Consider the following 12651-nt stretch of genomic DNA (forward strand, 5'->3'; position numbering starts at 1 on the left):
TCGCCGACGACCCCGCCGGCGTCGCGGCGGCCGCCGCGGGCGGCACGCTGCCCGCCCTCGTGCGCCGGGCCGCCGAGGCCCGCTACGACGAGGGGTACGAGCGCGGCGTGCACGACGCCGACGCCGCCCTGATCCTCGAGGCCCTGGTCCGCCTGAGCGCCGCCGCGGGACTGCTGCGCTATCCCGGCTCGGTGCGCGCCGAGGCGCAGCTGTTCTGGGCCTTCGGCGAGGGGGACAAGCAGGCCTGGGCCCGCCGCGCCTCGTCGCTGGTCCGGGCCCGGGAGATGTTCGGCGCGGCCGGCTCCGCGCTGCCTGAGCTGTGCGCCGAGCTCGGCGCGGCGGCGGGCACCGGTCCGCTGGTCGGCGAGTATCTGGTGGAGGAGCTGGCGAGCACGCCGGCCGGGTTCGTCACCGCCGCCGGCGCCCGCACGCTGGTCGAGCGCTTCCACCGGGCCCTCGGCAGCGGCCCGGCGGCGGCCGCACACGACTACGCGGAGGACCTGCGCGCCCTCAGCGGCGACCTTCCCGCGCGGCGCCAGCTCGTGACGGCCTGGCTGACCTCGTTCCTGGCCGCGCAGCCCGCGGCGGGGTCCGCGGACGACCTCGCCGAGGCCGTCGCGCTCGAGCTGACCGGGACGTTGCTGACCCGGCACGACTCGGCGGCGGCGCTGACCGAGACCGTCGGCGGGCTGCTGGGCACCCATCCCCGCATCGTCGATCGCCGGATCGACCTGCGGCTGGACGAGGTGCTCACCCGTACCCGGGAGTTCCGGGCCGCCGCGGTGCCGGCGTACCGGGCGTACCAGAAGCAGCGGACGGCCCTGGCCGCCGCCGAGCGCGAACGGCTGCGGCTCGACGAGTTCAAGCCCGGCGTGATGAGTGCCTTCGTGCGCAACCGGCTGCTGGACGAGGTCTACCTGCCGCTGATCGGCGACAACCTGGCCCGGCAGCTGGGCGCGGCCGGCGACGCCAAGCGCACCGACCAGTCCGGCCTGCTGCTGCTGATCTCGCCGCCCGGCTACGGCAAGACGACGCTGATGGAGTACGTCGCCAACCGCCTCGGCCTGATCTTCGTGAAGGTCAACGGCCCGGCGCTCGGCCACGACGTCACGTCGCTGGACCCGGCGCAGGCGCCGAACGCGACGGCGCGGCAGGAGATCGAGAAGATCTCGTTCGCCCTCGAGCTGGGCAACAACGTCCTGCTCTACCTGGACGACATCCAGCACACCTCGCCGGAGCTGCTGCAGAAGTTCATCTCGCTCTGCGACGCGCAGCGCCGGATGGAGGGCGTCTGGGAGGGCCGCACCCGCACGTACGATATGCGGGGCAAGCGGTTCGCGGTGTGCATGGCCGGCAACCCCTACACGGAGAGCGGGCAGCGGTTCCGGATCCCGGACATGCTGGCCAACCGCGCCGACGTGTGGAACCTCGGCGACGTGCTCGCGGGCCGCGACGACGTCTTCGAGATGTCGTACCTGGAGAACGCGCTGACCTCGAACACCGTGCTGGCGCCGCTGTCGTCCCGGGACCGGGCCGACCTGCCGCTGCTGGTCCGGCTCGCCGAGGGCGACGAGTCGGTGCGGCCGGACCGGCTCAGCCATCCGTACTCGGCAACGGAGCTGGAGCAGGTCCTGTCGGTGCTGCGCAAGATGCGCCGGGTGCAGCGGATCGTGCTGCGCAACAACCGGGAGTACATCGCCTCGGCGGGGCAGTCGGACGCCGGTCGCACCGAGCCGCCGTTCAAGCTGCAGGGCTCCTACCGCAACATGAACAAGCTGGCCGAGCGGATCGTCCCGGTGATGAACGACGCCGAGCTCGAGTCGGTCATCGACGATCACTACCGGGGCGAGGCGCAGACGCTGACGACGGGCGCGGAGGCCAACCTGCTGAAGCTGGCCGAGCTGCGTGGCCGGCTGAGCCCGGAGCAGGCGGAGCGCTGGGCCCAGGTCAAGGCCGCCTTCGTACGCGACCAGGCGCTGGGCGGCGCGGCCGACGACCCGATGACCAGGGCGGTCGGGGCGGTCGGGCTGCTCGCCGACCGGGTGGCCGGCGTGGAGAAGGCGATCGGGAGGCTGGGCGCGCCCTAGCGGTGCGGTACCGGCGCCGCTCGGCGGCGGCGCCGGGAATCACTCCTGGGAGCGGAGCAGGGACGGGTTGTCGCGCAGCAGCGCCGCCAGGCGCTTCGCGGCGATCTCCGTCTCCTCGGTGTCGACCCGCAGCGGGATCGGCTCCGCCAGCGGGGCCGGCATGCCGCGCTGCTCCGCCATCTGATGCGGGGCGGCCCGGTCGTCGGGTGCGCGGTGCTGCTCCGCGTGGGCGCGGCGGGTCGACTGCGGCGGGACCGGGGGCGGCGGGGTCGCCGCGAACGGGTGCGGCGCGAACGTCTCCTGCGGGCGCGGGCCCGGCGGCATGTCGTAGCGGTCGTAGCCCTGCTCGGCGGCCGGGTAGTCGGGGCGCGGCGCGTCCCGGACCGGCCCCGCCGGCTGCTCGAAGACGTAGCCGTAGGGCGGGGTGTAAGGCTCCGGCTCCTCCGGATCGATGTCGAAGTCGGCGTGCCGCGGCGACGTCGGCGCGACCTCGGCCACCCGATCGGCCACCGAATTGTCCGCGCTGACCTGCACGATGCCGTCCTCGACCGCGAAGTGCAGCAGCAACGGATCGCCGGCGCCCTCGACGCCGACCGTCACGCCGAGCTCGGGGTGACGCCCGACGACGGCGGCGATCGCCTCGACCAGCTCCGTCACCGACGGCGGGGTGCCGTTTACCTCCCCCGCGGCACGACGACGCAGCTCGTCTCGGCGCGCCAGTTTGTCGAGCGCGTCGTCCAATCCGTTTCGCACGTCACCGTCCTCCCGTCACACGCAGCTGCCCGTAATCACTTTGCCCGCCCGACGGGCGGTTTGGGAACCGGGCACGGAGCGAGTCGGCGAACACCTTACGACGACCTCATCTTCATGGCCTTGTCGAGTGCCTGGTCGAGCACGACGAGCAGGGCATCCCGCACCGACCCGCGGAAACGCGCGTCGAACTGCACGATCGGCACCTCGTCACGAACGGCCAAGGCCCAGCGCACCTCGTCCAGGTTGTAGCCTAGCTGCCCGTTGAAAGTGTTGACGCCGACAACGAACGGAAGACCTGTCCGCTCAAAGTAATCTACAGCGGGATAACAGTCATCAATCCGGGACGTATCAACCACAACGAGCGCGCCGAGCGCGCCGCGGACCAGGTCGTCCCACATGAACGCAAAACGGGTCTGACCGGGCGTGCCGAACAGGTACAGCTTCAGCGTGTGGTCGATGGTGACGCAGCCGAAGTCCATCGCGATGGTGGTGGTGGTCTTGCCGGACGCCGGGCCCGGGTCGTCCACGCCGAAGCCGGCCATCGTCATCTCGGCCTCGGTGGTCAGCGGCGAGATCTCCGAGATGGCACCGACGGTCGTGGTCTTACCGACCCCGAAGCCGCCGGCGATAATGATCTTGACTGGTACGGGAGGCTTGGCCCTGGTTGGCGCGTCGGGCACGTGCGCCGTGCCGAACGGACGGCGGTCAGGATATGGATCGAAGTCCACGGATCACTCGCATGATGGTCTCGGGGTCGGGGAAGTCGCTCTCCAACACGTGAACGTCAAGGTGTCCGGCGGCTCGTAGATCGCCGACGAGAATCCGGGTGACGCCGAGGTGCATCCGGAGCTGGGCGGAGATCTCCGCGACCGACAGCGGCTCGCCGCAGAGCTGCACGATCGCCCGCTGCTCGGGCGAGAGGCGCGCGGACATCGCGCCCGGGTGGGAGCTGACCTGCGTCTCCAGCCCGATGTTCGGGTCGAGCCCGTCGACCCGGCCGGACGTGATGACGAACGGCCGCAGCGAGGTGGTCTGCTCGCCGACCGGGGGTGCCATGGGCTGCGGTGCCTCCGGCAGGGCCGCCTGATGGCGCCCGCCGGAGGCGGCGTTGCGCAGAAACGGCCGGACACCTGGCGCCGCCGGGTGTGCCGGGTCGTCGGCGTCGGCCGGGTGCCTCACTGCTGGACGGCGTTCTTCAATTCAGCGATGAGGCGCGGGCTGAGTGCACCGCCGGCGCGGGTGGCGAAGAGCGTCATTTCGTACGCCAGGGTGCCGAGGTTGGCGGTCCGGTCCGCGATGACCCCGAGGACCGAGCCGGCGCTGATCGCGGTCACCAGCAGGTAGCCGTCCGCCATGTCGATGATGACGCGGTTGAGGCTGCCCAGCGCGTACCAGCTAGCCGCACCGCCGGCGAGGCTGGTCAGGCCCGACACGACCGCCGCGAGGCGCTCGGCGTTGGGCCGGTCCTTGATCGCGGACATCGCCATCAGCAGACCGTCGGAGGAGACGGCGATCGCCTCGACGACTCCCGCCGTGCCGGACGTGAACGAGTCCAGCAGCCAGTTGAAGGTCTTCGCCTCGGCGCTCAGCTGGGACTGCGCGTAGTCCTGTCCGTTGCCGGTTTCGGTGGAGTAGGGGGAAGTCATCGCGGTTGTCCCTCGGGTAGTGGCTGCGTTTCACTCATGGCGCGTGCGACGCCGAACTCGAACTGCTCCATCGATGCCCGGGCGGCTTCCGGGTCGAGCGGCTGCGGCGGCGAGGCCGCCGGTGCCGGGGTCTTCGGGGATTCTGTGGCCGGCAGCGTCGCGCCCGGTACCCGGCGGGTCAGCGGCGGGTGCCCGGCGGCGGGCGGCGAGGACATCTCCTGCTCGATGACGTCCCAGTGGGCGCGGGACACCCCGGCCTCGAAGGCTTCGAACGCCTCCCGGGCCGCGAGCGCGTCGTCCGAGGTGGGCCGGGGCGCCACCGGCGGCTTGGGCACGGTCTCGATCGGCATCTGGTTGCCGGGCACGCGCCGGCGCAGCGGGCCGGCGGGTGCGGCGTTACGCGCCTCCGGGGCCGCGCGCTGCTGCGGGGGCTCGGGCTGGGCCGGCGGCTGGTACGCGGGCGCGAGCCGCTGGTGCGGCAGCTGGATGGCGTCGGACGGCGTCGACATGACGATCGGTCCCTCTACCACGACGGGGGGCTCCGGCTCGACGAACCGGCCGGCCGAGGGGAGTTCCAGCGCCGGGAAACGTCCGGCGACGGGCGTGCCCGTGATGTACGCGGCGGGCACCTGGCGGGGAGGTTGCGAGCCGGTCAGCTGCGGCACGGACTGCGCGGGGTGGCTGTGCGGTGCCACCTCGAGCGCCGGTGCGCCGGCGCGGACCGGCTTGAACGCGTTCCACGAGCGGCCGGCCTGCAGGGTCCTGGTGGCCCGGTGCAGCACGTTCGCGTCGAACGGCTGCGCGCTGCCCGGCACCGATCGGGCCGACATGCCGGCGATGAACGGTGCGTACTCGCCGTAGCTGGGCACGGTCGCGTGGATCGGTCCCGCCTGCAGGTGCGACAGCGGCTCGCGGGCCGTCACGAGATGCGCCGGGCTCAGGTCGACCCAGGCCGTGACGCCGCCCTCGGGGGTGTCGGCCAGGGTGACCTCGATGCCGTGGCGCCGGGCGAGGCGGCCGACCACGAACAGGCCGAGCACCTCGCTGGGCGCCAGATCGAGGCGCTCGCGGTGGGTGAGCCGGGCGTTCTCCTCGGCGAGGCGCGCGGGCGTCAGGCCGAGGCCGTGGTCGATGACCGCGAGCCGGGCCCCGCCGCGCAACTCCGCGGCGGTGATCCTGACGCGGGTGTGCGGCGGCGAGAACGACGTGGCGTTCTCCATCAGCTCCGCCAGCAGCAGCGTCAGGTCGGCCAGCACGGCCGGCACGATCACGATCTCCTCGGGCACCTCGACGTCGACCCGGGTGTAGTCCTCGATCTCGCCGAGGGCCAGCCGGACGACGTCGGAGAGCGGCAGCGGGGCGATGTGGTCGTTCGCGCCGACGGCGCCGGAGAGCACGACCAGGCTGGACGCGTTGCGGCGCAGGCGGCTGGAGAGGTGGTCGAGGCGGTACAGCTCGCGCAGGCGTTCGCTGTCGTTCTCGCGGCGCTCCAGGCTGTCGATCAGGGCGAGCTGGCGGCCGACCAGGTTCTGGGTGCGGCGGCCGACGTGGCCGAACATCTGTGCGACGTTGCGGCGGCCCTGCACCTGCCGTTCCACCAGCCGGGCCGCGGTGGTCTGCACCCGGTCGAAGGCGCGGGCCAGGTCGCCGATCTCGTCGAGGGCCTGCACGTCGACGGGGTCGAGGCGGATCCGGCGGGCGTGTTCGACGTCGTCGTCGGCGACCCGCTCGAGCTCGGCCTCGGCGGCGCGGGCGATCCGGTCGGCGGAGAAGGTGAGGCGGCGCAGCGGCAGGGCGACCGCGCGGGCCATCATCAGCGACAGCGCGACCACCAGCAGGAGCAGGAGCAGCGCGCCGCCGCCGACAATGCCGGCCACCCGCAGGGCGCTGTCCCGGTTGTCCCGCACGGCGACGTCGACGTCCGCGGCGACCCGCTTCTCCACGAAGCCGCCGAGGACGATCACGGAACGCAGCGACGGGAAGAGCGTTTGGGTGCTCAGCAGCTTGACCGCCGCATCCGGGTCGGTGGCGGCCTCGGTGAGGAACCGGCCGCCGACCCGGGAGGCGAACGCCTCCTGAGCGCCCAGGTACAGCTTGTACTGGGTGTCCGTGAAGTACGGCTTGGCGTTGGTGATGACCAGCTGCAGCTGGACCAGGGTGGAGTAGAAGAGCCCGACCAGGCCGGCGTTCTTGGTGACCACGGAGGCGGTGAGGTAGCCGGAGGCCTGGCTGATCATGTCGTCGCTGCGCAGGGCCTGCTCGAGGGCGTAGACCTGCCGGCCCGTCGAGGAGGTCAGGTCGGCGCTCAGCGCCAGCGACAGCGCGTCGATGATCGGCGTGATCACCGCGGTGAACTCGGTGACGATCAGGTCGGGCCGGATGGTCCGGTCGATGACGGCGGCCCGGGTGCTGTCCAGCCGCTTCAGGCCGTCGACGGCCTCGAGCAGCTTGGCGGACATCGGGGTGTCGATGCGCCGGAGGCCCTCGATGCGGTCGGTCGCCTTGGCGCTCTGCACGACCAGCTCCGGCGCCTGGATCAGGCCGAACAGGTAGCCGACCGAGAGCAGGCGCTCCTCCTGGAGCTCCTGCACCGCCGAACCGACCTGGGTGGCGAACTCGACCGTGTCGGAGACGTTCTGCGCGTCGCGGGCGACGTCGATGCGGTTGACGACGATCGGCACGGCGAGGGCGACGACACCGATCAGGGGTACCAGGACCAGCAGGGTCAGCTTGCCGAGGATGCGGAACCTACCGAAGAGCACCGGATCGCTCCCGCCATGTCGGGTTGGCCTCGCCGTAGCCGGGCGCGGGGGCGCCGAGGTCGGGTCGGGCGGAGTCGGAGCCGGCGGTGTCAACGGAGGTGTCGCGGGCGCTCGCGCCCGGCACCGGAGCGGTCGTGCGGCGGCCGCCGCCGGTCAGCGACACCACGATCGCGGCGATGACGAGCAGGACGGCCGCGCCGATCGCGGTCAGTGCCACCAGCGCCTGGGAGTCGAGGCCGTCGATCCGGTCGCTGAGCAGCGCGATCGTCTCGCGCGAGACGATGCCGGAGAGGTTCGAGAGGGAGACCTGCAGCTGGCTCTGCGCGGTGGCCATGGTGGCCGTGTTCGGGGTGCCGCCCGGGTTGGCGCCGCGGGTCAGCGACTCCACCCCCCGGCGGAACGAGTCCAGCCCGCTGACCAGTTCGCCGCTCAGCGTGGTGCTGTTGGTGTCGTCGACCGCGGCCTGCAGGTTGTCGGTCAGGCTGTTGACCGTGGTGTTGACGGACAGCACGGCGGCACCGAACTGCGGGCCGAGCTGGGCCTGCAGCTGCGGGCTGGCCTTGGCGACCAGTTGGCTGAGGTCGCCCATGCGGCTGACCTGCACGACGGCGGCGGGCAGGTCGACCGCGACGGCCTGCTGCAGGTGCGAGACGTCGTTGTCGGGGTCGCGCACCAGTTCGGAGTTGTCGCGCACGGCGTTGTAGAGGGCGAGCGCGAGGTCGGTGACCTCGACGTGCGCCTGGAAGACGACAAGCGGGCTGCCGGTGGCGTTCGGCAGCTTCTCGATCTTCTGGCGCAGGCTGGCCCAGCGGTCCCGGGTGCTCAGGATCTCGCCGAGGCGCTGGTCGGTGGCGGCGACGCCGTTGACGGCGGCGGTCAGCGAGCCGGGCGCGGCCGAGACGCCGGCGAGTGCCGAGGACTGCGCCTCGGCCAGGGCGCTGACCAGGGGTGCCAGGGCGGCGACGTACTCGACGCCCTGTTGCTCCAGTTTGGTGCTGTCCCGCTCATCGGAGATCGTGCCCCAGACCCGCGAGAAGAGGATCGCCGCCGGGACGAGTATCAGGACCGTCAGAACGGCCGCGAGCGCTGGGCGCAGACGTGTTCGCCGGTTGTCCACCGAGACTGACATTGCCAATTCCTCCGCCATGCATCCGCGATAGACCGTTTTGGCGGCTACCCTCCGTAGCCGAGCGGGCGCACCGATCCGGGTCAATCTATCCGAGAAAGATTCACGCGACCCCTTTCCAAGGGTCAGAGTTGGCTCGGCTGATCGGGGGATACGCCTACTGGGTGGAGTGGTTGTACTACGCGGGGAAGACCGGCCTCTAGCAGCACCGGGGTGCGGGGAACGGCGGATCCTGCGGGTGGCCACCGATCGCGGGGAGGAAACGCTTCCCGGTCGAATGGCGACTTACTGGCACAGCCCAGAGCGTTCCACAATGGAACAGATCGGCGCACGCCGCGGCAGTCACCATTTGGTAACGAACGCATTACGTAGCGCTAAAATCCCACAAAGAGTAGTCGAGTCGATACGCTATCCGTCTCGCGATGCGGACGAATTCGTGAGAATGCCCGCCCGGGCGGAGGCCTGGACGGGCATTTCACTGCGAATAGTGCGGGTCGGGCAATTAGAGCCGGTCGAGCGCCTTTCGGAGCGGGTCCAGGCCCAGCGCCCCGAGGTTGAGCGCGTCGCGGTGGAACGCCCTGAGGTCGAAGCCGGCGCCCTTGCGGGCCCGCGCGTCATCCCGGGCCTGCAGCCAGATGCGCTCGCCGACCTTGTAGGACGGAGCCTGCCCGGGCCAGCCGAGGTAACGCTTCCACTCGAAGCGCAGCACCTCATCGTCCATCCGGGTGTGCGCCCGCAGGAACTCCCAGCCCAGCTCCGGGGTCCAGCGCTCGCCCGGGTGGAAGCCGAACGGGTTGTCCCGGGGGATCTCCAGCTCCAGGTGCATGCCGATGTCCACGATCACCCGGCTGGCCCGCAGCGCCTGCCCGTCGAGCATGCCGAGCCGGTCGCCCGGGTCGGACAGATAGCCGAGATCGTCCATGAGGCGCTCGGCGTACAGGGCCCAGCCCTCGCTGTGCCCGGAGCAGAAGGAGAGCAGCCGCTGCCAGCGGTTGAGCAGCTCGGCGCGGTAGATCGTCTGACCGATCTGCAGGTGATGGCCCGGCGCGCCCTCGTGGTAGACCGTGGTGGTCTCGCGCCAGGTGGAGAAGTCGGTCATGCCCTCGGGCACGGCCCACCACATCCGGCCCGGGCGGGTGAAGTCCTCGCTCGGCGCGGTGTAGTAGATGGAGCCGTCGCTGGTCGGCGCGGTGCAGCACTCGATGCTCAGCACCGGCTCGGGAATGTCGAAGTGTGTGCCGTTGAGCTCGGACACCGCCTTGTCGGCGAGGGCCTGCATCCAGTCCCGGAACGCCTCCTTGCCCGCGATGCGGCGGGCGGGGTCGGCGTCGAGCACCGCGACGGCCTCGTCGACGCTTGCGCCGCGGCCGGCGATCTGCGCCGCGACGACGCGCATCTCACCCTCGAGCCGGGCCAGCTCCTCGAAGCCCCACAGGTACGTCTCGAGCTGGTCGACGCGCGCGCCGAGGAAGTACTGCGACGCGCGGTCGTACAGCTCAGGGCCCGCCGCCTGCTTCTCGCGGCCGAGCGGCGCCAGCTCCGTACGCAGGAACCGGCCGAAGCCGATCGTGGCCGCGGTCGCGGCCGCGGCGTTGCGCTGCAGGTCGGCCGCGAGCGCCCCGTCGGCGTCGAGCCCGTCGGCGAGGCGGTGGAAGAAGTTGTCGCGGGCCGGATCGGTCCAGGCGTCGCACTGCTCCGCGACCTCGACGAGCTGCACGCGCGCGCTGACGTTGCCCTTGGCGGCCTCCTCGAGCAGGGTGCGCCGGTATTGCTCGAGGGCCCGGGGGAAGGCGGCGAGGCGCGCCGAGATGTTGGCGACCGCCTCCTCGCCCTGCGTCGGCATGAGGTCGAAGACCATGCGCAGGCCGTGCACCGGACTCGCGATCACGTTGACGCCGCCGGCGATGTCGCCGGCGTCGAGGCGGGCCAGCTCGAGACCCAGCCGCTCCTGCATCGCGTCCTTGGCGACGTTCTCGGCCTCGGTCTCGGGCTCGATCGGGTCGAGCTCGGCCAGCGTGCGCCGGGTCAGCTCGGCCTGAGCCGCGAAGCCCTCCGGTGAAAGATCGTCGAGTTGATCGTCGTGACCGGGCACGCCGATGAAGGTGGCGCCGGACGGGTTGAGCGGAGCCCAATCGTCGACGTAGCGGTTCGCGAGGTCATCAATCTGTCCCACGCGCCGACCCTACGGGAACCCGCCGCCGCGACGCCGCCCTAATTCGCCAGGTCGTGGCCCGCGGTCCACTCCAGCAGCCGGTCGGCCGGCCAGGAGTTCACCACCCGCTCGACCGGTACGCCGCAGAGCGCCGCACGCTCGCACCCGTTGTGCAGCCAGTCGAGCTGACCCGGCGCGTGCGCGTCCGTGTCGATGCTGAACAGGCAGCCGGCCTCGACGGCGACGGTGAGCATCCGCTTCGGCGGGTCGAGCCGGTCCGGCCGCGAGTTGATCTCCACGGCCTTGCCGTGCTCGAGGCACGCGCCGAGCACCGCCGTCAGGTCGAAGTCGCTGGGCGGCCGGGTCCGCCCGGCCCGGTGCCCCTTGTCGCCGGCGCCGCCCGCCGCGACCTTGCGGCCGGTGAGATGGCCGAGGATGTCGAGGTGCGGGTTGGCGATCGCGGCCACCATCCGGCGGGTCATCCTGGCCGAGTCGTCGCGCAGGTTGCTGTGCACCGAGCCGACCACCACGTCCAGGCGGGCGAGCAGCTCGTCCTCCTGGTCGAGCGAGCCGTCGGCGAGGATGTCGACCTCGATGCCAGTGAGGATGCGGAAGCCGTCCGGCAGCGCGTCGTTCAGCGCGGCCACGTGGTCGAGCTGGCGGCGCAGGCGCTCGGCGGTCAGCCCTCGGGCCACCGTCAGCCGCGGCGAGTGGTCCGTCAGCACCAGGTATTCGTGGCCCAGCTCGACCGCCGCGAGCGCCATCTCCTCGATCGGTGAACCGCCGTCCGACCAGTCCGAGTGCGCGTGGCAGTCACCGCGCAGGGCCTCGCGCAGCGCCGCGGCCGCGCCCTGCAGGTCGGTCCCCGCGGTGGACTCGATGCGCCGCAGGTAGACCGGGTGCTCGCCGTTGAACGACTCGGTCACGCAGCGGGCGGTGACCTCGCCGACGCCGGAGAGCTCGGCCAGCGTGCCGGCGGCGACGCGCTCCGCAAGCTCCGCCCCGGGCAGGGCGGCGACGGTCGCGGCCGCCGACCGGAAGGCCTTGACCCGGTAGGTCGCCTCGTTCGCGCGTTCCAGCAGAAAGGCGATGCGACGCAGGTCAGCGACCGGATCCCGGGATGCCATGCCGCCAGCGTAGAGCGCTCAGCGCCGCCGGGCGTAGGCATCCCGGCGCGCCTTCGCGAACCGGGCGGCCGGATTGTTGCCGCGGCCGAGGTAGTTCCAGGGGCGCTCGCTGGGCTGATCGCCCAGCAGGTCGAAGACCCGCGCGGCGGCGGAGTGCTCCCCGGCGAGGTGCAGGGACATCGCGAAGAAGTTGGCCCGGCGGGTCCAGTTGCCGCTCGGGGTGAAGTCGGGGTGGAAGATCGACTGCTCGGCCGCCGCCAGCAACTCGGCGCGTACCTCCGGATTCGTCATGTGTGCCTCGTCGATGACGGTGGGCAGCGCGAGCCACTTCTCCACGTGCGCGTGTGCCACCAGCACGGGCAGCAGGCTGCCCTTCGGCGCGGCGGCCGTGGCCGCCCGGGCGAAGCCGAACATCTGCTCGTCGCTGCCGAACCACTTGGCGCACAGGTACTGCAGCCGCTGCTCGTGGGCGACGACGTGGTGCGGGCAGCGCCGCACAACCGCGTCGAACCGGTCCTGCGCCTCCTGCTGGTCGACCTGGCGCCCGCGCGCGGAGGTGACCAGCCAGGTCCGGGCCGTGACATCGGCGGGATCCCGCTCGATGACCTCGTCGAGGGCGTTCTCGGCGATCTTGAGGCGGCGGAAGAACTCCCGGAACTGCTCCTGCCCGGTGTGTTCCGCGCCCGCGGCGCCCCGGGCGCGCCACGCCCACGCCACCGCGCTGCACCCGCGCACCAGCACCGGCAGCGTCGACTCCGGCTCCGCGGCGATCCAGTCGCCGATCCATGCCTGGATGCTGTCGACCTCCGCGGCGGCCTCCATGAGGTAGGCCAGCGCGTTCGGATCCTGGGCGGCCGCGAAGACATCCCGGGCCGCGCGCCAGTCCCCCTTGGCCAGCGCATCGAGCAGAACGCGCGCCCGGGCGTCCCCGAAGGCCGGATCGATGGCGGGCGCCTGGCTGCGAGTGAACGGCCACATATCGACTTTCCTCCCCGTGT

The 12651-nt window shown here is 72.0% G+C and carries 10 protein-coding genes; 1 reads left to right on the forward strand and 9 read right to left on the reverse strand.

Annotation, left to right across the window (positions count from 1 at the left end; translation table 11 throughout):
- A partial coding sequence (locus AB0F10_RS25285) for an ATP-binding protein (RefSeq protein WP_360629746.1) occupies positions 1-2087 on the forward strand: 2087 nt, incomplete at its 5' end.
- Positions 2088-2126: 39 nt separating this feature from the next.
- Here the strand turns inward: AB0F10_RS25285 and AB0F10_RS25290 are convergent.
- The 9 genes from AB0F10_RS25290 to AB0F10_RS25330 all read right to left on the reverse strand — a co-directional run bounded on the left by AB0F10_RS25290 (position 2127) and on the right by AB0F10_RS25330 (position 12631).
- Positions 2127-2840 carry a hypothetical protein gene (locus tag AB0F10_RS25290; RefSeq protein ID WP_360629749.1) on the reverse strand — a complete coding sequence of 238 codons (714 nt, stop codon included), beginning with the start codon at positions 2838-2840 and terminating at the stop codon, positions 2127-2129.
- Positions 2841-2935: 95 nt separating this feature from the next.
- Complete coding sequence (locus AB0F10_RS25295) at positions 2936-3568, reverse strand: ATP/GTP-binding protein (RefSeq protein ID WP_360629752.1); 633 nt, start codon at positions 3566-3568, stop codon at positions 2936-2938.
- Positions 3546-4019 (reverse strand): DUF742 domain-containing protein, encoded by a 474-nt coding sequence (locus tag AB0F10_RS25300; RefSeq protein ID WP_360629755.1) that lies wholly within the window; start codon positions 4017-4019, stop codon positions 3546-3548. Before AB0F10_RS25300 ends, AB0F10_RS25295 begins: the two co-directional genes overlap by 23 nt.
- On the reverse strand, positions 4016-4486 hold the full coding sequence (locus tag AB0F10_RS25305) for a roadblock/LC7 domain-containing protein (protein ID WP_360629758.1): 471 nt from the start codon (positions 4484-4486) through the stop codon (positions 4016-4018). Before AB0F10_RS25305 ends, AB0F10_RS25300 begins: the two co-directional genes overlap by 4 nt.
- Positions 4483-7248: a nitrate- and nitrite sensing domain-containing protein gene (locus AB0F10_RS25310; protein WP_360629761.1), complete on the reverse strand. Its 2766-nt coding sequence runs from the start codon at positions 7246-7248 to the stop codon at positions 4483-4485. Before AB0F10_RS25310 ends, AB0F10_RS25305 begins: the two co-directional genes overlap by 4 nt.
- Positions 7235-8377, reverse strand: coding sequence for a hypothetical protein (locus tag AB0F10_RS25315; RefSeq protein WP_360629765.1), 1143 nt, complete (start codon positions 8375-8377; stop codon positions 7235-7237). The genes AB0F10_RS25310 and AB0F10_RS25315 overlap by 14 nt, the downstream gene beginning before the upstream one ends.
- 499 nt (positions 8378-8876) lie before the next feature.
- Positions 8877-10547, reverse strand: a complete 1671-nt coding sequence (locus AB0F10_RS25320) for a DUF885 domain-containing protein (RefSeq protein WP_360629768.1) — start codon at positions 10545-10547, stop codon at positions 8877-8879.
- 38 nt (positions 10548-10585) lie between these two features.
- The gene (locus AB0F10_RS25325) at positions 10586-11653 is read right to left on the reverse strand and encodes a PHP domain-containing protein (protein ID WP_360629771.1); all 1068 of its coding nucleotides are present in this window, start codon (positions 11651-11653) and stop codon (positions 10586-10588) included.
- An 18-nt stretch (positions 11654-11671) separates the two neighbouring features.
- Positions 11672-12631 carry a DUF4034 domain-containing protein gene (locus AB0F10_RS25330; RefSeq protein ID WP_360629774.1) on the reverse strand — a complete coding sequence of 320 codons (960 nt, stop codon included), beginning with the start codon at positions 12629-12631 and terminating at the stop codon, positions 11672-11674.
- Between the last annotated feature and the right edge of the window lie 20 nt (positions 12632-12651).

Origin of the sequence: Actinoplanes sp. NPDC026623, from assembly GCF_040638275.1 — a bacterium.
GTDB lineage: Bacteria > Actinomycetota > Actinomycetes > Mycobacteriales > Micromonosporaceae > Actinoplanes.